Genomic DNA, 22,314 nt, shown 5'->3' with positions numbered 1-22,314 from the left:
AGAAAGCCCTTTTTTTCTCATTCAAATGCTTTTTCTAAATCAATAGGCATAGCTTGATAACCAGTACTTGCTCCACTAAAGCGAATTTGTACCGAAGGCTCTTTAGCTCCCCATTTAAACTCATCTATTTCAGGTCTTGGTTCACCCAAAGCAACACCTTTGTTTAAATCAAAAGCCATTCCAGCAGTAGCACTATAAACCACTATAGAGTTTTTATCTTTATGATACTCAGTTAAAGAAGTAACAGGCGAAAACCACTCATTACCTCTTTGCTTACCATACTCCCAAATTTGTTCTACGGTTTTATTTTTTTGATCTATTTTATACACAACCGCTCTTGAGTATTTCATCGAAGCAAAAGCAGGTTGTTCTATACCCCTTGCATCACCATTGTCAAAAGCTGTGATATAAATATATCTTTTATCAGATTTTTCATCTATTCTAAATGCAGTATGCTGTGTCCATGTAAAATCAAAACCACCATCTTCATTTTCATAACCAGGGCATTTACTATACTCATCTTCACAAACTATTTTTTTACCATTTTTATCAATAGGTTGCAAAAGTGCTTTTTTATATTTTTCTCCCCATCCTTTATGTGCTCCCAGTATCCATTTTACTTTTTTATCACGCCCTATTTTTATAATAGCGCTTTGATGACGACTTGAAATGATAATGCTATCATCACTTGGATCATAATCTACACTATTTACATGAGCCCAGTTACGCCCTACTCCAGTGCCTGCTATATCGCCAAAAGAATCACTTGCATCCATTTTAGCTAAATCCTCATCACTTAAAGTAACACCTGCTTTACTAGAATCAATATTCAAACAAACAGCGCCTTGATCTAAAGCTTTTATAATATTTGCTCTATATGGATCTAAAATTTCAAAAAGCCTCCACTCATCTACCACATTGCCATTTTTATCAACTTCTACTATCACATCACGCACTGAACGCACATTTTTACCATCAGGACGCTTAACATTGGCAGAAGCTACCCTTAAAAGGTAATTTCCATTTTGCATATCATCCATAGAATGAGAAAAGTCTATATAAGAAGAAGGTAAAATACGATTAAAAATTTCTCTACCCATTAAATCATACTTAACATATCTTTGACCAAATCCAAAACTCAAAGCCCCATCTTCATTTTGATGAAAACCCATCATAATACCACGCTTATAAATATTACCCCAATCCATTAATTTGTCACTATCTAAATACCAACGAATTTCACCTTTAGTGTCAATGATAAATGCATTTGAATTCTCATCCCACTCCATTGCGCCACCTGCTGGGTTATTCCATACAGATTGAGAACCTTTTCCACTTTGTCTTCCTGGAGCATTATTAACCAAATACAATCTATCTTCAAAACCTTTATCTACTTTAATCACTTCTACTTTTTCAAAAGGTACACCTCTTTGCATAAGACTTCCACTAGCTTCTATATTTACCCCACCAGTTGCTATTTTATATACCTCATCTACTACTTTTTCACTTTTTCCAAAAGCAGTTTTGGTATAACTTACTTTTACTGTATTTAAATATGATGGATAAAGTCCAAAAACAGGAATTCCTCCATATGTTTTAATTTTATTAGGGCTAACCTTATAAGATATAGTCTGTCCATTTGGTTTTGGAACTATAGTTACACTTACATCACTTAGTTTATATCCACCATCCATAATTACAGCACTAAGCGGGGATAAACCATAAGGATTTATTTTTATAGCACCAATTTTACCTTGAATCTCCCAATTAATACTAGCACCACTAGGTCCACCCATAGCTAAAGAAACATTAGGTGCAACTACAACAACACTACTAGCAAGCAAAATACTACTTACAATTTTACTAATTTTCATTCTTTCTCCTTTTTTTAATACTACTAAGCCATTTGCACACTTGGCTCACCTAAAATTTTAAGAATAATCACAAACACCAAAACAATCAAAGCATAAATTTTAGCCTTAGGATGTGAAAATGCATAAGAAATAAACATACCTCCTAAAATCACCAAACAAACAACAAAAGCCAATAAGCAACAAACCGCCATATTCATAAATTCCATACTAGGAATCAAATACCAACCATTGCTATATAACCCATCCTCAAAATTTGGAGGAGTTCCAACAAAAAATTTCTGAAAAGCATTTAAACTACCATAAACATCTTCAGGTACTATAGGTGTATCCATGCCACACTCACCTGTTGGTAAAAACCATCCTGGCGCCCATTCATGCAATGGTAAATTAAAAGGATATATAGGAATTTCTCTACATCCATCAACCCCAGCAAAAGGATTTTCTGAATGCACTACTTCATGAATATGATTAAGAGTAATACAATACTCTATACCAAGCCATATACCCCAAAATACAAAAGTATATGCAAAAATTTTCAAATAATCATTTTTAGGATCTATCAAAGCTAAAATACCACCAAAAGCCATAGTTAACATAGCAAATCTTATATAAACACACTGCTCACAAGGCTCCATATAAAGATATTCTTGAAACAAAAAGTGTGCTATGAAAGTTAAACTTATCATAGCTATAACCATTATTAACCAAGGCATTCTAGTGTTTTGCCAAGCACTAACTCTACTAGCAGGACAAGAACTCATAAAATACTCCAAAAACTACATCTTACTTAACTCTTCTGTTATTTCTATCAAAACTTGTGGAGATGTGATAGCTTGCGGTGTAATTTGATATTTACCATTTACTATAAAAGCAGGTGTACCATAGTTTTTAGAAATATCATTAGCACTTTCGTAAGATTTTAAAATTTCACTAGCCTCAGGAGTTTTTAAAAAATTATCTAAATCTTCTTTGCTTGCTGAAATTGCTTTTAATCCTACTTCATAAAACGCTTCAGGGTTAGCTCCATTTCCCCATCTTTGTTTTTTCTTAAAATAAGCATTAAAATACGCTTCAGAAGCTTTATGAGTTAAACTATTTTTATCACTTTGACTTACTTTATTTTGCTCATCTTTAAAAGCAGCAAAAGCAAAAATTTCATTAGCTTGCTTTCCATAATCACCCATAGAACTAACAGGATAAAATTTATAAGTTAATTGTGGTAATTTTTCTTTAACTTTTGAGATTGTATTGAATTTATGATGATCATAACAATGCGTGCAACGATAAGAAAACACTTCTATCAAAGAATTTTGTGCATTTGGGATAGGTGTTTTTAAAGTAATATACTCTTTACCCTCACTTAACGCATTAGCATTTACACTAAAAACAAAAACAGCCAACAAAGCCGAACCTAAGAACATGTTGAATCTATTTTGCATTTAAGCCTCCTTTATATGTTTATAATTAATTATTAAAAAAATCTTATAAACAATATTAGCTTATACTAATCCAACTTAAATGATAATAAAAATATAAAATAAAAATTAAATAATAATTTATTATTATTTAAATAAAACATTATATCTTGAAACTAAAGATATAATGTTTTGTGTGTTTATTTAGTAGAAAGTTCTTTAACTATACGGATTAATTCTTCTAAGGAAGTGATATACTCAGGATTGATTTGATATTTACCGTTTACTACAAAAGCAGGTGTGCCATAATTTCTTGAAATTTCATTAGCTACATCATAAGCAGTTAAAAGCTCTTTGGCTTCTTTTGTTTGTAAAAATTTTTGCAATTCTTCTTTACTAGCACCGATAGCATTTAAGCCTATTTTATAAAATAAATCAAGATCATTTAAATTTAACTTTTGCTCAAAATGACTTATAAAATACACATCAGCAAGCTTATAAGTAAGACTTTTTTCGCTAGTAACATCCAAACCTAAAGCTTTTTCTTTAAACGAAGCTAACGCAAACATTTCATTTAAAACCCCACCATACTCACTCATAGAGCTTACCGAAAAAAGATCATATTTTAAATTTGGCAAAGCCTCTTTAACCTTTGCTAGAGTGTGAAATTGATGATGATTATAACAATGAATACAACGATAAGAAAAAATTTCTATCAGTGAATTTTGTGCATTTGGGATAGGTGTTTTTAAGGTGATATACTCTTTACCCTCACTTAACGCATTAGCATTTACACTAAAAACAAAAGCTATAATAGCTAACAATTTAAACATTTTTTGCAATACTTGCATGATTTTCCTTTTTTTTGATGATATAAAATACAATTTTAACATAAGATATAAAATCAAGAATATTTTATGCTTTTCTTATAGCATTTTAGATAAAATTTACATTTTATTAGACACATAAAACAAGGCAAAATAAATGCAAAAGCTTCTAGAATCTTATGGTATATTGATACAAGAAAATATCAAAGATACAAATATAAAAATAAATGAGAATACAATAACTATTCACAACTCTAACATTAGTGAAATTGATTTAAACATTCTAAAACAAAAACAAATAAATAAAATCACTATAAAAAACTGCGAAATCGATTATATTTATTTTGCAGATGATAATATAGAATTATTTTTTATAGACTGTATTTTTAAAAATCAAATCATTGTTAGAGGATTTAGCTTTCACAGAAAAGTTAGTTTTATTCAATGTATTTTTGAAAAAAAAGTTAGTTTTTCAAGCACGATTTTTGGTAATCAAGTTGATTTTGGTTTAACAAAATTTGAAGATGAAGTTAGGTTTATAGAAACAAAATTCTTAGCTGAGTATACAAATCAAGAAAACATAGAAAATAATTTTAGAGAAGCAGTTTTTAAAGATAATGCCTATTTTGATAGCACAGAATTTAAAGCTAGGGTTGATTTTAATGTAGCGCGTTTTGAAGGTGAAGCTAGATTTATAAATACAAAATTCTTAGCTGAGTATACAAATCAAGAAAACATAGAAAATAATTTTAGAGAAGCAGTTTTTAAAGATAATGCCTATTTTGATAGCACAGAATTTAAAGCTAGGGTTGATTTTAATGTAGCGCGTTTTGAAGGTGAAGCTAGATTTATAAATACAAAATTCTTAGCTGAGTATACAAATCAAGAAAACATAGAAAATAATTTTAGAGAAGCAGTTTTTAAAGGTAAAACTTCTTTCACTAGGGCAGAATTTAAAGCTAGGGTTGATTTTAATGTAGCGCGTTTTGAAGGTGAAACTAGGTTTGTAAACACTTCTTTTTTTAATAATACAATCAAATTTAGTGGAGTGGAATTTAATAATGTTAAATTTATTTCCAATAAAGAAAGAGATAAAACTAGCACTAATAATATAACAAAGCAAATATACCATTTTCAAGATATTACTTTTAAAGGCATTATCAATTTTGAAAACATATATACAAAAGATTTAAATTTTAAAAATGTAATATTTAACAATATCGTAGTTTTTGACAATGCCACTTTAGATAACAAACCAAAATTCATAAATTGTACTTTTTCCAATCAGTTTAATATAGAGCATGATTGCATACAATACAACCATGAAGAATTAGAAGAAGAAATAGAAAAAAATCATTATGATGAATTTTTAAATTTAAGAGATTTATTTAGAAAATTAAAAAGCAACCGCATAACTCATCACAATCTAATCGATGCTTCAGAATTAAGAGCACAAGAGCTTTATGCTAGAGAATTAGAACTAAAACACAAAAAAATTAAAAATTTAAAAGATATAATCGAGCAATGGCAAATTTTCTTTTATCGCAAACTTTGCGATCATCATACAGATTTAGTTTTAAATGTAAAATGGCTAATCATAACCATAGGAATGTTTGTGTATATGCTTTTTATGATAAAACTATACAAACACGGCTTATGTATTTTAAATACATTCAACTTTTACGGATTATACTTAAGCGCTTTAGGAAGTTTTATTTTATCTGCTTTAGCTTTATTTAGGTGTATAGATACAATGAAAGCATTTGTTAGCATTAATTCTATAATTATTTTTTGGGTGATTTGCTATAAACCAAAACTAATCTTTGGCATAGCAAATCTCATCGGAGATAACAACTATAATGCTTTTGAAAATCTTTTAATCACACTCTATACACTAATAGTAGGTTTAATCATCTTTTCCCTTCAAAAAACAGCAAGAAAAAACACTATCATACCAAACTAAAGGATTTTAAATGCAAATGCGAATTTATTATGAAGATACCGATGCAGGTGGAGTGGTATATCATAGCAACTACTTAAAATTTTGCGAAAGAGCAAGAAGTGAGATATTTTTTCAAAAAAACGCAAAAATTTTTGATAAAAACACAGGACATTTCCTACTTACTAAAGCAAATTGTAACTTTTTAAAACCCGCTAAACTTGGAGATCTTATAGAAGTAAAAACATTTATCACAAAGCTTAAAAAAGCTTCAGTTTGCATAAAACAAGAGATTTACAAAGATAACACCAAGCTTTTTGAGGCTGAATTTACCCTAGCCTTTTTAAAAAATGAAAAAGTAGCCCCTATAGATGAGGCTATAACTAGAGTTTTTACTGATCTTGCAAAGGAGTAAAACCTAAGCCTTGCGAGCGTATGATCTTAACCTTATAGTCAAATTGATTATTATTTAAACTCTCATCGAAAATTCTTTGAGAGTCTTTATCTAAAAACTGCGTATAAAAATAATCAAGCCCCACGCTAGTTGCATACGCTATCCAGTTATAGTTAATATTTTGCGAAAAAAGCTCATTAAGATAGCTTAGAGTTTGATCCTCATTAGAAATGGAATTTGCTAGCAAAAGTTTTTTTCTATCGTTAATTTGCGTTAAACTTAGTAAAATAGGATTATAATTAATCTGAGTTGATAATAACACAAAAGGCTCTATATCATAAGTTCTTATTTGTGAGCTTATAAGCGCTGTTTTAATCAAAGAAGTATTTAAAATAATACTAGAATCTTGAAAACTTCTATTTTGATTTAAAATACTTCTAAAATCAAATTTAGAACTATTGATAGTGTAAATTTTCTCACTACCATTACTTGCGTTTAAAACATTCTCATCTAAGCGATTTGCCAAAGGTGTTCCATCTGAAAAAATGATATTTTTACCATTGGAGTATTCCAAAAGTTTTTGAATTTGTTTTTGATAATCTATACTTCCAAAATACACATTTTCATTTTGCGTATCAAAATTTCTTTTATGTGCAGTAGGAATAAAAACTTTTACATTTAAATCAAGATTTTCTTTTAATAAATTTTTCACACCCTTATCTGTAAAACCTGCTATGATATAGTTAAATTTTTCATCTTGAGCCTGTTTAAGTGCTTTAGTTATCTTGTTCTCATCTTCTGTGCCTATTAAAAACACCTTTACTTTTATCTGTGCTCTTTGTCTTAATAAATACGCTATGCTTGAATTTATAATAGTATTAGAATAACTTTTAATCGTTTGCTCAGGTATAATAATAGCTAGTTTTACACTAGCATTTTTTTGAATTCTTTTTTCAAAATCTATAATGGAGTTTAAAAGTTTAGTATAGATATTAACCAAAAGTTCATTTGTATTATCATTGTTAAATCTTGATAAGAAATTAAAATAAAGTCCTATTTCTAGCAAAGTAAATAAACAATCATTATCACAATTTTGAAATTCTAAATTAGGATAAAAAGACTCACTAGGTTCTATGGGCGATGGTTTTTGCTCTTTTGCAAAAGCACTTAAAGTTAAAACAAAACTCATCATCAAACAAACTAAACTTTTTCTCATAAATAACCTTTTATTTTTTTAATATCATCTATAAATTCAGCATAAAAGCTAGGATTTTTACTCACAAAATTCAAATCATAACTTGGCAAAAGCAAAGCATTATTAAAACGCATACATTGCCCTTTGTATTTTTGAAAGTTCTCAAAACCCAAACTTGCAAAAGCTTCTTGACCAAGACATAAAATAACCTTTGCTTTTACAAAATCAAGCTCGTTATAAAAATATGGTAAGCATAATTTTAATGCTTGTTCATCCATTTTAAAATTACTAAAACATTTAAACATATAAGAAAAATATATTTCATCTTCTTTTAAATTTAAAAGCTCTTTACAAAGCATTAAAAACTCTTGCTTATTTTTAGAAGCAAAAAACTTTCCACTTTCATTTTCTTCTTTATCGATAAAGGCTTGATAAATCAAAATTTTAGCATTTTTGGCTTCTTTTTCCATTAAACTATGCTTTCTTAATTTGGAAAAATGACAAAGATTGCAAGTTTTCACTCTTTCGTTTAATTCTTTAAAGCTTAAGTTAAAACACCTAATTTGCTTTTGCTCATTAAAGTATTCATAACCAAAAGCTTTTAGATAATACAAACTGCGTTTATTCATTACATCAATGCTTCTAAATTTTTACCCTCTAAACGATAAGTTCTCCACTCATTCATATGTCTTGCATTTAACTTGGTGTAAAATTCAATGCCCAAATCATTATCATTTAAACAAACCCACTCTAAGCGTTTGAGATTTTTTTCTTTACAAATTTGCGCTAAATATTTAAAAACAGCTCTAGCATAACCTTTTTTTCTATGCTTTGGTTGTATGTAAATATCTTCTAAGTATAATCCACCCAAACCCCAAAAAGATGAAAAAGTAAAATAATACATCACATAACCTATTATCTCACCATCAACCTTTAAGCTCAAGGCCTTAGCGTATTCATGTTTAAAAAATGATTCTTCAAGTTCTTTAGTTGTACATTTTACATCATCAAGCATATTTTCATGAATAGCAAGCTCTTTGAGTAATTCTAAAATTTTTTCTAAATCTTCCTTTTTACTCTCACAAATTTCAAAAGCCATTATTTTTCCTTAATTTACAAAATAAAATCAAAATTTAGCAAAAAGTTTTAAAATAACTCTTAATTAAAAGCAGATTTAAGTAAGATTTTGCTAACATACTCGCTTATTATTTTGTTTTTTATTTTAAGTTAAGGAAAAAATATGAAAAGAACATACCAACCACATAAAACCCCTAAAAAAAGAACTCATGGTTTTCGCGTACGTATGAAAAGTAAAAATGGTCGCAAAGTGATCAATGCTAGACGTGCTAAAGGTAGAAAAAGATTAGCGGTATAAAAGATTTTCTAAGTATTAACGACTTAGGAGAGTTTGCAACAATTTACAAAGAAGGTAAAAAATGGCATTGCGAAGGCATGATCATCTTTTACTCTTTAAGTGATGAAAAAAAATTCGCTGTTGTTGCTAGCAAAAAAGTTGGAAAAGCTGTCGTAAGAAATAGAGCCAAAAGGCTCTTAAGATCAGCTTTTTTTCAGGTTAAAAATCAAGTTGAAAACGGAAAATATATACTTGTAGCCAAAACAAGTATCACTGAAATTCCTTTTTTAAAATTAGAAAAAAACTTGAAATGGGGTTTGAAAAAAATAGGATGTATAAAATAGCTTGTCTAAAACTTATCAGATTTTATCAACTCTTTATCAGTCCTTTTAAACCACAATGCTGTAGGTATTACCCAAGTTGCTCTGAATATGCCTTGTGGCAATTTAAAAAAAATAATATTTTTAAGGCATTTGGTGCAGTTTTTTTAAGAATTTTAAAATGCAATCCGTTTTTTAAAGGTGGTATTGATTATCCTAAAATACGCAAGAATAATCTAAACTCAGGTATATGTTTTAAACCTAGTTTTAATGCTTTAAAACAACTCAACTATCTTTATATCCCTTGCAACGATAATCAATTTTTTTTAATTAAGATTATATTTCCAAAGGACAATCCGTGTCAGAAAATTTATCTCAACAAAAACGCATATTAATTGCTGTTGTATTATCATTTTTATTTTTTGTAGTTTATGATTATTTTTTTATCCCCAAAGCTCCACAAACTGAGCAAAATATCACCCAAATAGAACAAAACAATTCAGCCCCACAAAACACTACAAACACAAACACTCAAGCTCCAAAAACAGAACTTAGTGTTAATCAAAAAGAAGAAATAGCAGTTGTTAAAAGTGAGCATTTTGAAGCGCATATTGACTCTTTAGGTAGAATAGCTAAATTTTATCTAAGTGATGAAAAATATAAAGACGAAAATGGTAAAAGTATTAATCTAGTAGATACTTCTTTATCGCCTTTACCACTAGAAGTAAGATTTAGCGATGCAAAAATTAATCAAGAAGCTTTTAATACTTCATACACCACAAGTCAAAAAACTATCAATGTAGGTGATGAAAACACAACCTTAATTCTTACTCAAAATCTAAATGATTTAGTAGTAACTAAAAAAATCACTTTCCATAAATATGGAAACTATGATTTAGAGGTTAATCTAAGCAAGGGCGCAGCTTATTTTATCACTCCAGGTTATCGTCCAAATATAGCAGTTGATAGCTATACAGTACATGGGGTTTTAATCTTAGATAAAGATGATAAAATTACAATGTTAGAAGATGGTGATGTAGAAAATGATGAAAGTTTTTCTAATGTAACCCTTATGGCAGCTTCAGATCGCTATTATAGTGCTTTCTTTTATAATTTTGAAAAACCACTTAATGCTGTAGTTACTAAAGATAATCACGAAAACTCTATCGTTTTTGCAAGTGCAACAAATACTTTTAAAGCAAGTGGTTATGTTGGCTCAAAAGAGCATGAAATTTTAAGAAGCATTCATGCGGATTTAGATGATGTTGTGGAATATGGCTGGTTTACTTTTATAGCTAAACCTATGTTTGAATTTTTAAATTTCTTACATGGCTACATGGGTAACTGGGGTTGGGCTATTGTAGTGATGACTTTAATCGTACGTATTATTCTTTTCCCACTTACTTATAAATCAATGGTTTCTATGAATAAGCTCAAAGATTTAGCACCTAAAATGAAAGAAATCAGAGAACGTTATAAAGGCGATCCACAAAAGATGAATTTGCACATGATGGAACTTTATAAAAAACATGGCGCAAATCCTATGAGTGGATGCTTACCTATACTTATTCAAATTCCAATTTTCTTTGCAATTTATAGAGTTTTACTAAATGCTATAGAGCTAAAAGCTGCACCTTGGGCTTTTTGGATTACAGATTTATCTGTGATGGATCCATGGTTTATTTTACCTATATTTATGGGTCTAACTATGTTTATCCAACAACTTATCACACCAATGGCTATACAAGATCCTATGCAAGAAAAGATTATGAAATTTTTACCATTAATTTTCACTTTCTTCTTCTTAACCTTCCCAGCAGGTTTAACTTTATATTGGTGTGTAAATAACATATGTTCACTTATTCAGCAAGTGATTGTAAATAAACTTTTCAAAAACCACAAAAAAGAGGAAATAGCTAAACATGAACATAGAAGCTAAAGACTTACAAACCGCACTCATAGAAGCCTCAAAGAAATTTGAGTGCTCTGTGATTGATCTAGAATATGAAGTTATTCAACACGCTAAAACAGGATTTTTTGGTTTGTTTAGAAAAAACGCTATTATTTGTATTAAAGGGCATAAAAAAACTCAAAAACCTCATCAAGAAAAAACTAAAAAATTTCATAATGAAAAATTTAACAAGCATATGCAAAAAAACTTTGATAAAAACGAATCAAAGAAAGAATACAAAGAAAATTTTCAAAAACAAATTGAAGATATTGCCCAACCTAAAGAGCATTATAAGGTAAAAAATGATGCTATTTTTGATTCATTTCATAAAGAATCCTCAGAAGAAAAAAATATCGCTTCTTATATCGATGAGATAAAAATTTCACTAGAAAAGTTACTGGCAACTTTTGATTTTGACATCAAAGTTGTACAAGTTAGCATTTGGGATGAAAATTGCGTATTAATAAAACTTGATGGAGAAGATGCGGCTTTACTTATAGGAAAAGAAGCTCATAGATATAAAGCTTTTTCTTATTTACTTTATAATTGGCTTAGCGCTAAATACAAAATTCAACCAAGACTAGAAATTGCTCAATTTTTAGAAAATCAAACCCAAGCTATAGAAAATTATTTAAAAATTCTTATAGAAAAAGTAGAAAGCACAGGAAGAGTTCAAACAAAACCACTTGATGGAATTTGGCTAAAACTTGCTTTAGAAAAATTAAGAGAACGTTTTCCTGATAAATATGTAGCTATCAAACAAAATGACGATCAAAGATATATCGTTGTAAATGATTTTTTGAAGAAAAATGAATGAATGACACGATAGCAGCTATTGCCACAGCCCATGGAGTGGGCTCTATAAGTATTATTAGAGTAAGTGGAGAAAAAGCTTTAGAACTTGCATTAAAAATTACCCGCAAAAAAGAACTAACACCCCGCTATGCACATTTGTGCAAACTTTATAAAAACAACAATGATTTTTTAGATGAAGCTTTAGTGATCTATTTTAAAGCACCCTATTCTTTTACAGGAGAAGATATAGTAGAATTTCAACTCCACGGAGGCTTTTCTTTAAGTGAAATTTTACTCGATGAGCTTATTTTAGCAGGAGCACGTCTTGCTAACCCTGGTGAATTTAGCAAAAGAGCTTGTTTAAATGGAAAAATGGATCTTTTAAAAGCTTTAAGTATACAAGATGCCATCATGTCAAAATCAGCAAGTGCTGCAAATATCATAGCAAAAAATATTAAAGGTGATTTAAGTAAATTTTTAAATACCATTAGAATAGATCTTGTTCAAACTCTTGCTTTTGTAGAAACTAGTATTGATTATGCAGATGAAGATTTGCCACAAGATTTACTTGATCAAATCATTACTATGTGTGAAAAAAATTCAAAACTTTTACGCGATATAGTAGATATTTCTTTAAGTAAAAAAGGACTTATAGAGGGCTTTAAAGTTGCTATTATCGGTAAGCCAAATGCAGGAAAAAGCTCCTTGTTAAATTCACTTTTAGCTTTTGATAGAGCTATTGTTTCTAATATTGCAGGTACTACAAGAGATCGTATCGAGGAAAGTTTAAAAATAGGCTCACATTTAATCAAAATCATCGACACAGCAGGTATAAGAAATGCAGATGATGAGATAGAAAAAATCGGAGTTAATTTAAGCTATGAAAGCATTAAAGAAGCAGATATCATCATAGCTGTTTTTGATGGATCTAAAGAATTTGAAGAAGAAGATGAGCGAATTTTACAAGCTTTAAAAAATTGTAATAAAAAAATCATTTATGTTTTAAACAAAAGTGATCTAGTTACCAAATTTAAACATGAAATTAGCACTTCTTGTATACACATTTGTGCTCAAAAAAACACCCAAGTCATTAAGGAAAATTTAAATGAATACTTAAATACTTTAGATGGTGATGGAATGCTAATTAGCAATACCTTAATACTCAATGCATGTAAAAACGCTAGCGAAGCTATTTTGCGTGCAAGAGATTTATTAAAAGAAAATTCTTTAGAGCTTTTTGCTTTTGAATTAAATTTAGCCATAGGAGAGATAGCCCAATTTACAAAAGATTTTGAAAGAGACGAAATTTTAGATGCTATGTTTAGTAATTTTTGTTTAGGTAAATAAAAAGGAGAGAAAATGGATAAAGAAGTTATAAAACAACACAAAATTAGCGATGAGGAATATCAAGAAATTTTAAACATACTAGGTAGAGAGCCTAATTTGCTAGAGCTTGGAGTAATTTCTGCTATGTGGAGCGAGCATTGCTCATATAAATCAAGCAAAAAATACCTTAATGGCTTTCCAACTAAAGCTCCTTGGGTAATCCAAGGTCCTGGTGAAAACGCTGGAGTAATAGATATAGGTAAAGGAATGGCAGCTGTATTTAAAGTAGAAAGTCATAATCACCCAAGTTTTATAGAGCCATTCGCAGGTGCAGCTACTGGTGTGGGTGGAATTTTACGCGATGTTTTTACTATGGGTGCAAGAGTTGTTGCAGGTATGAATTCTTTAAAATTTGGCAATATCCACGATGATAAAATAGGCAAACATCAAAAATATTTAGTTAAAGGTGTAGTAAGTGGAATTTCGCACTATGGTAATTGCATGGGTGTGCCTACCATAGGCGGAGAATGTGCTTTTGATGAATGTTTTAATGGAAATATCTTAGTTAATGCTTTTGCGCTTGGAACTTGCAAAATCGAAGATATTTTTTATGCAAAAGCTGAGGGTATAGGCAATCCTGTAATTTATGTGGGTTCAAAAACCGGTCGTGACGGACTTGGTGGAGCTGTAATGGCAAGTGATAGTTTTAATGAATCTAGTAAAAGCTTAAGACCAACTGTGCAAATTGGCGATCCATTTGCTGAAAAATTGTTAATGGAAGCTTGTTTGGAACTTTTCAAAACTGATTATATAGTTGGAATTCAAGATATGGGTGCAGCAGGACTTACTTCAAGCTCTTTTGAAATGGCAGGACGCAGTGGTAGTGGTATGAAACTTTATCTTGACAAAACTCCTATGAGAGAAGAAGGTATGACCCCTTATGAGTTAATGCTAAGTGAATCTCAAGAAAGAATGCTAATTTGTGCTAAAAAAGGCTATGAAGAAAAAGTTATTGAAATTTTTAACAAGTGGGGGCTTGATGCAGCCATTATAGGTGAAGTTACCGATACTGGCAAAATGGAGCTATTTTGGCATGATGAATTAGTTGGCTTAATCCCTATTGAACCACTAAGCGAAAAAGCACCTATACTTGATAGACCTATATCTAAGCCAAAATACTTAGATGAGATAAAAAACTATCAATTTAAACTTAACATTCCTATCCAAGAAGCATTTGAAAAACTCCTTTCAGATGAAAATGTTAGCAATAAAGCTTATATTTATGAGCAATTTGACTCAAGCGTACAAACCAATACTTTAAAAAGTGATGGGGCTTTAGGTGCAAATAGTATTAGAATTAAAGAAAATAACTGCTTACTTTCTATGGCCATTGAATGCAACTCAAGATTAAACTATGTAAATCCAAAAATCGGTGCAGCAGCGGCCGTTGCAAGTGCAGGAAGAAAAATAGCATGCTCAGGAGCTAGACCTTTAGCAATTAGTGATTGTTTAAACTATGGCAACCCACAAAATCCTGAGGTAATGTGGCAATTTGCCCAAGGTTGCGAAGGTATTAAACTAGCTTGTAAAGAACTCAACACTCCTGTAGTAAGCGGCAATGTTTCTTTATATAATGAAACTGATGGAGTGAGTATTTTTCCAAGTCCAACCATAGCTTGTGTTGGAGTAAATGAAAAAGCAGAAAATGTTTTAAAATCATATTTTAGTAAAGACACTAGTGCTATTTATCTACTTGGAGAAAGCAAAGGTGCTTTTGGTGGATCTTTGATTGCTAAAGTGCTAGATAAAAAAGTGGCAGGAGAGCTTGAAGATATAGATTTTAACGCAGAATTAAAACTATGGGATTTCTTACTAAAAGCAAACGAAGCAAAATTGCTTGATTGTGCTAATAGCATAGGCATAGGTGGTCTTGCTATCACTTTAGCTAAAATGAGCGCAAAGGCAAATTTAGGTATTGAAGTAAAGACTGATTTTGAAGATAAGAGTTTTATTTTTGAAGAAAGTCCAACAAGAGTTATAGTTGGTGTTAAAAATGAAGAAAAATTTATCAAATTTGCAAATGAAATGGGAATTAAATTTACAAAACTTGGAAATTTAAATGAAAAAGATTTCATTTTAGATGATATTAAGATATCTTTAGCAAAACTACAAACAATTTATTTTGATAAATTTAATGAGTGTTTAGGATAAAAATGCTTTTTGTTTTACTTGTATTGGCAATTTTGGCATTTTATTGGTATTATAAAACATGGGGCAAAGATGATCTTTTGGGCTCTTTTAAAAAAGGAGCTAAAAGTTTCTCTCAAGGTTTTAAACAAGGCTATCACGAAGAAAGAATTGATGGATTTAAAAGAAGATTAAACTACTATGTTATAGCACTTTTAGCAAAAATAGCAAAAAGTGATGGTAGAGTTAGCGAAAATGAAGCTAACATGATCTCACAAATTCTTGATTACAATGCCAAAGATTCAAGAGAAAGAGAATTTTTAAAACAAAGTTTTAATGAACACAAAAACACCTTAAATGACACCTATGAAGTAGCCAAAGAACTCATCAAAGAAGTACCTTTGCCTCAACAAGAAAGAATTAATATATTAAATGTTTTAGTCGCAATGGCCTTGATTGATGGGGAACTTAACAGCACTAAAAAAGATGTATTAAAAGCCATTGTCAAAGCCTTTAATCTTGATATAAACATACTTGAGAGACTTCTAAATTCTATGCAAACTCAAAAAGTGGGTATGAATTTGCAAAAAGCATGTGAGATTTTAGGTGTAAGCGAAAATGTAAATTTACAAGAGCTTAAAAAACGCTATAGAGAACTTGCTAAAAAATACCATCCTGATATTTTAAACGCAAACAACAGCGATGAAGCAAAAATAAAAGAAGGTGTAAAAAAATTTCAAGAAGTTAATGAATCTTATGAATTTTTAAAACAATACGTAGAAAGGAAAAATCAATGAAAGCACTAATTAGTGTCAGCGATAAAGAAGGGGTAGTAGAATTTGCTAGTGAGCTTGTAAAATTAGGTTTTGAGCTTTTATCTACCGGAGGCACTTATAAGCTTTTAAAAGAAAACAACCTGCAAGTACAAGAAGTTAGTGATTTTACTCAAAGTCCTGAAATGTTTGAAGGACGTGTAAAAACCTTACACCCAAAAATTCATGGTGGAATTTTATACAAAAGAGAAGATGAAAATCACCAAAAGCAAGCTAAAGAGCATAATATAGAAAGCATAGACTTGCTTTGTGTGAATTTATATCCTTTCAAAAAAACTACAATTTTAACCCAAGATTTTGATGAAATTGTAGAAAATATCGATATCGGTGGTCCTGCTATGATACGTAGCGGTGCAAAAAATTTCAAAAATGTCATTGTCGTTTGTGATATTTTAGATTATGATAAAATCATACAAGCTTTAAAAGATAATACTTTAGATCTTGATTTTAGAAGAGCATTGATGATCAAAGCTTATGAGCATACAGCAAATTATGATGCTTATATAGCAAATTATATGAACGAGCGCTTTAATGGTGGTTTTGGTGCAAGTAAATTTATTGTTGGTCAAAAAGTATTTAATACAAGATATGGAGAAAACCCTCATCAAAAAGGTGCTTTATATGAATTTGATGACTTTTTCACACACAATTTTACAACCTTAAAAGGCGAGGCAAGTTTTAACAATCTAACCGATATTAACGCAGCTTTAAACTTAGCAAGCGCTTTTGATAAAGCTCCAGCAGTAGCCATTGTAAAACATGCAAATGCTTGCGGATTTGCCATAAAAGAAAACTTACTCCAAAGCTATATCCATGCACTTAAATGCGATACCTTGAGTGCTTATGGCGGTGTTGTAGCTATCAATGGAACCTTAGATAAAGAATTAGCACAAAAAATCAATGAAATTTATATAGAAGTAATTATTGCAGCAAATGTAGATGATGATGCTTTGGAAGTATTTAAAGATAAAAAGCGTATTAAAATCTTTACACAAAAAGCGCCATTTCTAACTAGAGCTTATGACAAATATGATTTTAAACATATAGATGGTGGTTTTGTATATCAAGATAGTGATGAAGTTAAAGAAGATGAATTAAAAAATGCAGTGTTAAAAAGTGAAAGAAAAGCTAGCGAACAAGAATTAAAAGATCTTGAAATAGCTATGAAAATTGCTGCATTTACCAAATCAAATAACGTAGTTTATGTAAAAAATGGTGCTATGGTGGCTATTGGTATGGGTATGACAAGTCGTATTGATGCAGCTAAAGCAGCTATTAATAAAGCTAAAGAAATGGGGCTTGATTTAAATGGTTGTGTTTTAGCAAGCGAAGCTTTCTTTCCATTTAGAGATAGCATAGATGAGGCTAGTAAAATAGGTGTAAAAGCTATTATTGAACCAGGTGGAAGTATAAGAGATGAGGATATCATTCAAGCTGCTAATGAATATGGTATTGCATTATATTTTAGCGGTATAAGACACTTTTTACATTAATACAAGGAGCTTAAATGTTTAAAAGCATAGGTGCAAAGATATCTTTAGCAATGATTTCTACATTGCTAATTAGTTTTATTATTATGCAAATTATTTTACAAAAAGACTCTCAGCAAACGACCGATAGAATCAGCCGTGCAAATTTAGATACCTTAAGCACTTCTGTTTTTCAAACACTAAGAATGGCGATGAATTTGGGTGATCCTGCCATTATAGAACAAGCTATAAAAGAAGCAGGCGAGATAGAAGGTATAAAAGATATTAAAATTTATCCTTCCAAAAGCACCGTTGAGCTTTTTGAAATGCAAAAATATACAAAAAGTAATGAAAGTATTATCAATGAGCAATTTAACAAGCCAGAAATTAAAGCAGTTGAAATTAGTAATGATCAAGGGCACTATCTAAGACTTGTACGTCCATTAATTGCTAACGAAGGTTGTCTTGCTTGCCATGCAAACGCTAAAGAAGGCGATGTTTTAGGAGTTATGGATATGTATAATGACTTAAAACATGTAGATGAAGATTTGGCAAGCTCAGCTAGAACTTATATTGTTATTTTTAGTATAGCTTTACTTTTTACTGTTTTTGCTGTACTTTATATTTTAAAAATAGTTGTAGGAAATCCTGTTTTAGATCTTTTAAAACATGCAAAAGAGCTAGCTAGTGGCGATGGAGATTTACGCGCAAGAATCAACATAAAAAGTACTGATGAGATAGGTAAAGCTTGTACTTATATTAATCAATTTATTGAAAAAATTCAAAATGCAGTGATTTCTACTAATGAAAATTCTCAAATGGTAGATAAACAATCTAAGCTTTTAAATGCTAATGCACTTGATTTAGCAAATAGAACAAAAGAAGGTCATACAAAAACCGATGAATCTTACCACTTAAGCGAGCAAATACATACAGAATTACAAGACCTTGCCGAACTTTCAAATAATGCAAACAAGGCAAATACAAAATCTTTTGAAGTTTTAAATGCCATGCTTGATTCGCTAAACCAAGTAGTAGATAAAGTAAGAGTGGTTGCAGAAAATGAAGATGTTTTATCTCAAAAAGTTGAAGTTATGGAAAAACAAGCAGAAGAGATTAAAAAAGCATCTGACATGATGGGAGAAATTGCTGATAAAACTAATCTTTTATCATTAAATGCAGGTATTGAAGCAGCACGTGCTGGGGAATTTGGTCGTGGATTTTCAGTTATTGCTGAAGATGTAAGAAATCTTGCTCAAAACTCAGAAGAATTTTTAAAAAATATTGCTATTGTCACCAAGCAATTAGTAGATAGTATTAATGAAGTTTCCAAAGAGTTAAAACACAATGCTAAAGAAATTAATTCTCTAAATCAAGATGCAAAAGATCTTGTTGAAGGAACTAATGAAGTAAAGGTTTGCAATGAAAATGCAAGAGATTTAGCAAACGCTTGTATGCAAAAAATCTCAAGCACACAAGAAACTTTACAATCATTACTTGATAAAATGCAAGAAACAGTAAAATTAAGTGATAAAAATGAAGAAATTTCAAAAATTTTACTTGATGTTGCTCATGAGTTAAATGTAGTTTGTCAAAATTTAGAAGATGAATTAAAACATTTTCATGTATAAGGAGAATCAAAATGAAAAAAATAATTACATTAAGTATAGCAAGCTTAGCTATTTTTAGTGGGTGTTCTGTGGCAAATTTAAGCACAGATGATTTGCAAAATAAAGAATTTACCATAAGTTCTTATGAAGCTAATGGAAAAAGCTATGAACTTCCTCAAAATTCTAAAGCAAGCATTAGTTTTGATAATAAAGACAAAAGACTTTTTGGAATAGCAGGATGTAATAGATTTTTTGGTGGCTATAAAGATCAAGGAAATAGTATAAAAATAGAAGATAATCTTGCATCAACAAAAATGCTTTGCGATCAAGAGTCTATGAAATTTGAAGATAATTTCTTAAGAAATTTCAACGGAGATTTTCAAATTATTAGCAACGATGATGGAATTATTTTGGAAAATAAAAAAATGAAAGTATATTTAAAATAAGCCTTAAGGCTTATTTTAAATGCTCTAATATATCTTCGCAAACCTTTCTAGGTTCTTTTGCTTTATAAATAGGTCTTCCAACCACAATAAAATCTGACAAATTATCCTTAGCACACTGTATATCAGCTACTCTTTTTTGATCATCTGAATTTTCTTTAAAGGGGCGAATTCCAGGGGTTAATGTGATAAAATTTGAATTAGTGTTTTCTTTTATCAACAAACTTTCATATACCGAGCAAACCATGCCATCAAGACCACTTTCATAGCTAATTTTAGAAAAATCTTTAACAGCTTGTTTAATATCTTGTTTATATATACTAAAAAATTCTTGCTCGTCAAAACTAGTTAAAGCAGACACAGAAAGCACCAAAGGTCTTTTACTTAAAGCATTTAAACGCTCCATAATCATACACATAGCACTTTTACCTGCACTTGCATGGATATTAAACATATCCACATCAAGCTTAGCAAGTTCTTCGCAAGCATCTGCCATAGTATTTGGTATATCATAAAGCTTTAAGTCTAAAAAGATTTTAAAATCATCCACTTTTTTAATCGCCTCTAAAAGCTTTATTCCGTCTCTTAAATACGATCTAAGCCCTATTTTAACCCAAAGATCTAAACCTTTTAATTCTTTAGCTAAATTTATGCATTCATCATAACTTGCCACATCAAAAGCCACACAAAGCTTCATTGTTCTTCCTTGTTGATTTTATCTAACACCCCATTGATAAATTTAGGAGCATTATCCCCTGCCATTTCCTTTGCAAGCTCTATAGCTTCGTTGATAATAATCGCTTTTTGTGTAGAAGTAAATAAAATCTCATAAGCACCCAAGCGTAAAATAGCCTTTTCTATACTAGCTACTCCATCTAACTTATGCTCTTTTAAACACTCATTAATTTTCTCATCAAGCAAAATAAGTTGCTCATTAATGCCATTATATAAATCTAGAGTGAATTTTCTTTGGTCATTACGAATTTTTTTCTCATCTAAAAATTCATTGATAAAATCTTTATTTTCTTGATTTAACTGTGCTGCATAAAGCAAAGAAACTATACTTTGTCTTACTTGGTGTCTAGTAGCCATTTTAAGCCTTAATTTTTTGGATTAAATTAAGCATTTCAACTACAGTAAGCATAGCTTCAAAACCTTTATTACCTGCTTTACTACCCGCTCTTTCTATAGCTTGCTCTAAAGTATCAGTTGTTAAAACTCCAAAACTTACGGGTATATTAGCTCCAAGTCCCACGCTTGCTATACCTTTAGTAGTTTCAGCCGCTACATAATCAAAATGCGGTGTACTTCCACGAATTACTGCTCCAACACAACAAATTCCATCAAATTTTTTACTCTCACAAGCTTGTTTTAGCGCAAAAGGAATTTCAAAAGCACCTGGCACTAAAACAAGACTTAAGTTTTCTTCTTTACCCCCATGTCTTAAAAAAGCATCTTTAGCACCTTCAACTAAACGATCTGTGATAATGTGATTAAATCTTGCATTGATAATTGCAATTTTTTCATCACCTTTTAAACTTAAATTTCCCTCTATTATATTCATATTTTTCCTTTTTAAATGATTTCTTGAATTTTTAAAAGCGTACTTACGCAGTTTTTAAGTCTTGAAAGATCAAGCATATTTGGTCCATCACACAAAGCCTTGCAAGGATCAATGTGTGTTTCAAAGAAAAATCCATCCACACCTACACTAGCCGCAGCTCTTGCTAAAGGCTCTACAAATTCACTTTTGCCTCCACTACTTCCACCATTTGCCCCTGGCATTTGCACACTATGGGTAGCGTCAAAAACAACCGGAGCATATTTTCTCATGATAACCAAACTTCTCATATCTACCACTAAATTCCCATAGCCAAAACTAGAACCTCTCTCAGCTACGAAAATCCCATTTTCTTTGGCTATTTCAAAACCTTCTTCGTTGATACCTCTAGTTTGTAAAATTTTAGCCACGCTGTATTTAATATCTTCAGGATTTAAAAATTGACCTTTTTTTACATTTACCTTAGCTTTTGTTTTGGCAGCTGCCACTAAAAGGTCGGTTTGTCTACACAAAAAAGCTGGAATTTGTAAAACATCTACAACTTCAGCTGCAATACTTGCTTGAGAACTCTCATGAATATCAGTAAGAATTTGCATGCCAAATTTATCTTTAACTTTTTGCAAAATTTCCAAACCTTTTTCAAGACCTGGTCCTCTAAAACTATTAATACTAGTTCTATTTGCTTTATCAAAACTTGATTTAAAATAAAAATCAATTCTATCATCTTTTAAAAAGCATTCAAGCTCTTGTGCAACCTTAAAAACAAGCTCTTCATTTTCTATCACACAAGGCCCTGCTATTAGTATCATTTTTTTCATCAT

Annotated in this window: 24 protein-coding genes; 13 read left to right on the top strand and 11 right to left on the bottom strand. The window is 30.4% G+C overall.

Annotated features, from left to right (window positions below):
* Window positions 1–17: 17 nt before the first annotated feature.
* The 4 genes from CD56_RS02825 to CD56_RS02810 form a co-directional block, all read right to left on the bottom strand.
* Window positions 18–1,874, bottom strand: coding sequence for an aryl-sulfate sulfotransferase (locus CD56_RS02825; protein WP_039617910.1), 1,857 nt, complete (start codon window positions 1,872–1,874; stop codon window positions 18–20).
* A 23-nt stretch (window positions 1,875–1,897) separates the two neighbouring features.
* On the bottom strand, window positions 1,898–2,635 hold the full coding sequence (dsbI, locus tag CD56_RS02820; protein ID WP_047208109.1) for a protein-disulfide oxidoreductase DsbI: 738 nt from the start codon (window positions 2,633–2,635) through the stop codon (window positions 1,898–1,900).
* 15 nt (window positions 2,636–2,650) lie between these two features.
* Window positions 2,651–3,313 (bottom strand): thiol:disulfide interchange protein DsbA/DsbL, encoded by a 663-nt coding sequence (locus CD56_RS02815; protein WP_080956329.1) that lies wholly within the window; start codon window positions 3,311–3,313, stop codon window positions 2,651–2,653.
* Window positions 3,314–3,489: 176 nt separating this feature from the next.
* The gene (locus CD56_RS02810) at window positions 3,490–4,140 is read right to left on the bottom strand and encodes a thiol:disulfide interchange protein DsbA/DsbL (RefSeq protein WP_047208108.1); all 651 of its coding nucleotides are present in this window, start codon (window positions 4,138–4,140) and stop codon (window positions 3,490–3,492) included.
* Between the two features lie 133 nt (window positions 4,141–4,273).
* On the opposite strand from CD56_RS02810, the gene CD56_RS02805 reads away from it, so the two are divergent.
* Together CD56_RS02805 and CD56_RS02800 are read left to right on the top strand one after the other, a co-directional pair.
* Window positions 4,274–6,079, top strand: coding sequence for a pentapeptide repeat-containing protein (locus CD56_RS02805; protein WP_047208107.1), 1,806 nt, complete (start codon window positions 4,274–4,276; stop codon window positions 6,077–6,079).
* 10 nt (window positions 6,080–6,089) lie between these two features.
* Complete coding sequence (locus CD56_RS02800; RefSeq protein ID WP_047208106.1) at window positions 6,090–6,470, top strand: YbgC/FadM family acyl-CoA thioesterase; 381 nt, start codon at window positions 6,090–6,092, stop codon at window positions 6,468–6,470.
* On the opposite strand, the gene CD56_RS02795 is transcribed toward CD56_RS02800, so the two are convergent.
* Genes CD56_RS02795 through CD56_RS02785 form a run of 3 tightly spaced genes read right to left on the bottom strand, consistent with a single transcriptional unit; the run spans window position 6,448 to window position 8,746 of the window.
* Window positions 6,448–7,665 carry a hypothetical protein gene (locus CD56_RS02795; protein ID WP_047208105.1) on the bottom strand — a complete coding sequence of 406 codons (1,218 nt, stop codon included), beginning with the start codon at window positions 7,663–7,665 and terminating at the stop codon, window positions 6,448–6,450. The two genes, CD56_RS02800 and CD56_RS02795, sit on opposite strands and share 23 nt — an antisense overlap.
* A complete protein-coding gene (locus CD56_RS02790) occupies window positions 7,662–8,273 on the bottom strand; it encodes a uracil-DNA glycosylase family protein (RefSeq protein WP_039617899.1) in 612 nt (203 codons plus the stop codon). Before CD56_RS02790 ends, CD56_RS02795 begins: the two co-directional genes overlap by 4 nt.
* Entirely contained in the window at window positions 8,273–8,746 is a 474-nt protein-coding gene (locus CD56_RS02785) for a GNAT family N-acetyltransferase (RefSeq protein ID WP_233431017.1), read from the bottom strand. Before CD56_RS02785 ends, CD56_RS02790 begins: the two co-directional genes overlap by 1 nt.
* Window positions 8,747–8,884: 138 nt before the next feature.
* Here CD56_RS02785 and rpmH point away from each other — a divergent pair, with 138 nt between their 5' ends.
* From rpmH to CD56_RS02730, 11 genes are read left to right on the top strand one after another with little or no spacing between them, the layout of a single operon-like run.
* Window positions 8,885–9,019, top strand: coding sequence for a 50S ribosomal protein L34 (gene rpmH, locus CD56_RS02780; RefSeq protein WP_012661270.1), 135 nt, complete (start codon window positions 8,885–8,887; stop codon window positions 9,017–9,019).
* The gene (rnpA, locus tag CD56_RS02775) at window positions 9,016–9,342 is read left to right on the top strand and encodes a ribonuclease P protein component (RefSeq protein ID WP_039617894.1); all 327 of its coding nucleotides are present in this window, start codon (window positions 9,016–9,018) and stop codon (window positions 9,340–9,342) included. The genes rpmH and rnpA overlap by 4 nt, the downstream gene beginning before the upstream one ends.
* Window positions 9,330–9,713, top strand: coding sequence for a membrane protein insertion efficiency factor YidD (gene yidD, locus CD56_RS02770; RefSeq protein ID WP_039617892.1), 384 nt, complete (start codon window positions 9,330–9,332; stop codon window positions 9,711–9,713). Before rnpA ends, yidD begins: the two co-directional genes overlap by 13 nt.
* A complete protein-coding gene (yidC, locus tag CD56_RS02765) occupies window positions 9,677–11,257 on the top strand; it encodes a membrane protein insertase YidC (protein ID WP_047208104.1) in 1,581 nt (526 codons plus the stop codon). Before yidD ends, yidC begins: the two co-directional genes overlap by 37 nt.
* Entirely contained in the window at window positions 11,241–12,086 is an 846-nt protein-coding gene (locus CD56_RS02760; RefSeq protein WP_039617888.1) for a Jag N-terminal domain-containing protein, read from the top strand. Before yidC ends, CD56_RS02760 begins: the two co-directional genes overlap by 17 nt.
* Window positions 12,083–13,411 (top strand): tRNA uridine-5-carboxymethylaminomethyl(34) synthesis GTPase MnmE, encoded by a 1,329-nt coding sequence (mnmE, locus tag CD56_RS02755; RefSeq protein ID WP_047208103.1) that lies wholly within the window; start codon window positions 12,083–12,085, stop codon window positions 13,409–13,411. The genes CD56_RS02760 and mnmE overlap by 4 nt, the downstream gene beginning before the upstream one ends.
* A 12-nt stretch (window positions 13,412–13,423) precedes the next feature.
* A complete protein-coding gene (gene purL, locus CD56_RS02750; RefSeq protein ID WP_047208102.1) occupies window positions 13,424–15,601 on the top strand; it encodes a phosphoribosylformylglycinamidine synthase subunit PurL in 2,178 nt (725 codons plus the stop codon).
* Between the two features lie 2 nt (window positions 15,602–15,603).
* Entirely contained in the window at window positions 15,604–16,374 is a 771-nt protein-coding gene (locus tag CD56_RS02745) for a Dna-J like membrane chaperone protein (RefSeq protein WP_039617885.1), read from the top strand.
* On the top strand, window positions 16,371–17,903 hold the full coding sequence (gene purH, locus CD56_RS02740) for a bifunctional phosphoribosylaminoimidazolecarboxamide formyltransferase/IMP cyclohydrolase (RefSeq protein ID WP_039617883.1): 1,533 nt from the start codon (window positions 16,371–16,373) through the stop codon (window positions 17,901–17,903). Before CD56_RS02745 ends, purH begins: the two co-directional genes overlap by 4 nt.
* Window positions 17,904–17,917: 14 nt before the next feature.
* Window positions 17,918–19,510 (top strand): MCP-domain signal transduction protein, encoded by a 1,593-nt coding sequence (locus tag CD56_RS02735; RefSeq protein WP_039617881.1) that lies wholly within the window; start codon window positions 17,918–17,920, stop codon window positions 19,508–19,510.
* A gap of 11 nt (window positions 19,511–19,521) precedes the next feature.
* A complete protein-coding gene (locus CD56_RS02730) occupies window positions 19,522–19,935 on the top strand; it encodes an META domain-containing protein (protein WP_039617879.1) in 414 nt (137 codons plus the stop codon).
* A gap of 10 nt (window positions 19,936–19,945) precedes the next feature.
* On the opposite strand, the gene pyrF is transcribed toward CD56_RS02730, so the two are convergent.
* The 4 genes from pyrF to kdsA are packed head-to-tail and all read right to left on the bottom strand — an operon-like array spanning window position 19,946 to window position 22,311.
* Window positions 19,946–20,629, bottom strand: coding sequence for an orotidine-5'-phosphate decarboxylase (gene pyrF, locus CD56_RS02725; protein WP_039617878.1), 684 nt, complete (start codon window positions 20,627–20,629; stop codon window positions 19,946–19,948).
* Window positions 20,626–21,024 carry a transcription antitermination factor NusB gene (gene nusB, locus CD56_RS02720; protein WP_039617877.1) on the bottom strand — a complete coding sequence of 133 codons (399 nt, stop codon included), beginning with the start codon at window positions 21,022–21,024 and terminating at the stop codon, window positions 20,626–20,628. The genes pyrF and nusB overlap by 4 nt, the downstream gene beginning before the upstream one ends.
* Before the next feature lies 1 nt (window position 21,025).
* Window positions 21,026–21,496, bottom strand: a complete 471-nt coding sequence (gene ribH / locus CD56_RS02715) for a 6,7-dimethyl-8-ribityllumazine synthase (protein WP_047208101.1) — start codon at window positions 21,494–21,496, stop codon at window positions 21,026–21,028.
* A gap of 11 nt (window positions 21,497–21,507) precedes the next feature.
* Complete coding sequence (kdsA, locus tag CD56_RS02710; RefSeq protein ID WP_039617873.1) at window positions 21,508–22,311, bottom strand: 3-deoxy-8-phosphooctulonate synthase; 804 nt, start codon at window positions 22,309–22,311, stop codon at window positions 21,508–21,510.
* Window positions 22,312–22,314: the final 3 nt, after the last annotated feature.

Origin of the sequence: Campylobacter lari, assembly GCF_001017575.1 — a bacterium.
GTDB lineage: Bacteria > Campylobacterota > Campylobacteria > Campylobacterales > Campylobacteraceae > Campylobacter_D > Campylobacter_D lari_C.
The sequence above is the reverse complement of the archived record's forward strand: the minus strand, read 5'-3'. Positions and strand labels throughout refer to the sequence as shown.

Excerpts from the sequence above, each read along its gene's own strand:
- CD56_RS02825 (WP_039617910.1), bottom strand. The coding sequence starts at position 1,874 with ATGAAAATTAGTAAAATTGTAAGTAGTATTTTGCTTGCTAGTAGTGTT.
- dsbI (WP_047208109.1), bottom strand. The coding sequence starts at position 2,635 with ATGAGTTCTTGTCCTGCTAGTAGAGTTAGTGCTTGGCAAAACACTAGA.
- CD56_RS02815 (WP_080956329.1), bottom strand. The coding sequence starts at position 3,313 with ATGCAAAATAGATTCAACATGTTCTTAGGTTCGGCTTTGTTGGCTGTT.
- CD56_RS02810 (WP_047208108.1), bottom strand. The coding sequence starts at position 4,140 with ATGCAAGTATTGCAAAAAATGTTTAAATTGTTAGCTATTATAGCTTTT.
- CD56_RS02805 (WP_047208107.1), top strand. The coding sequence starts at position 4,274 with ATGCAAAAGCTTCTAGAATCTTATGGTATATTGATACAAGAAAATATC.
- CD56_RS02800 (WP_047208106.1), top strand. The coding sequence starts at position 6,090 with ATGCAAATGCGAATTTATTATGAAGATACCGATGCAGGTGGAGTGGTA.
- CD56_RS02795 (WP_047208105.1), bottom strand. The coding sequence starts at position 7,665 with ATGAGAAAAAGTTTAGTTTGTTTGATGATGAGTTTTGTTTTAACTTTA.
- CD56_RS02790 (WP_039617899.1), bottom strand. The coding sequence starts at position 8,273 with ATGAATAAACGCAGTTTGTATTATCTAAAAGCTTTTGGTTATGAATAC.
- rpmH (WP_012661270.1), top strand. The coding sequence starts at position 8,885 with ATGAAAAGAACATACCAACCACATAAAACCCCTAAAAAAAGAACTCAT.
- yidD (WP_039617892.1), top strand. The coding sequence starts at position 9,330 with ATGTATAAAATAGCTTGTCTAAAACTTATCAGATTTTATCAACTCTTT.
- CD56_RS02760 (WP_039617888.1), top strand. The coding sequence starts at position 11,241 with ATGAACATAGAAGCTAAAGACTTACAAACCGCACTCATAGAAGCCTCA.
- mnmE (WP_047208103.1), top strand. The coding sequence starts at position 12,083 with ATGAATGACACGATAGCAGCTATTGCCACAGCCCATGGAGTGGGCTCT.
- purL (WP_047208102.1), top strand. The coding sequence starts at position 13,424 with ATGGATAAAGAAGTTATAAAACAACACAAAATTAGCGATGAGGAATAT.
- CD56_RS02745 (WP_039617885.1), top strand. The coding sequence starts at position 15,604 with ATGCTTTTTGTTTTACTTGTATTGGCAATTTTGGCATTTTATTGGTAT.
- purH (WP_039617883.1), top strand. The coding sequence starts at position 16,371 with ATGAAAGCACTAATTAGTGTCAGCGATAAAGAAGGGGTAGTAGAATTT.
- CD56_RS02735 (WP_039617881.1), top strand. The coding sequence starts at position 17,918 with ATGTTTAAAAGCATAGGTGCAAAGATATCTTTAGCAATGATTTCTACA.
- CD56_RS02730 (WP_039617879.1), top strand. The coding sequence starts at position 19,522 with ATGAAAAAAATAATTACATTAAGTATAGCAAGCTTAGCTATTTTTAGT.
- pyrF (WP_039617878.1), bottom strand. The coding sequence starts at position 20,629 with ATGAAGCTTTGTGTGGCTTTTGATGTGGCAAGTTATGATGAATGCATA.
- nusB (WP_039617877.1), bottom strand. The coding sequence starts at position 21,024 with ATGGCTACTAGACACCAAGTAAGACAAAGTATAGTTTCTTTGCTTTAT.
- ribH (WP_047208101.1), bottom strand. The coding sequence starts at position 21,496 with ATGAATATAATAGAGGGAAATTTAAGTTTAAAAGGTGATGAAAAAATT.
- kdsA (WP_039617873.1), bottom strand. The coding sequence starts at position 22,311 with ATGAAAAAAATGATACTAATAGCAGGGCCTTGTGTGATAGAAAATGAA.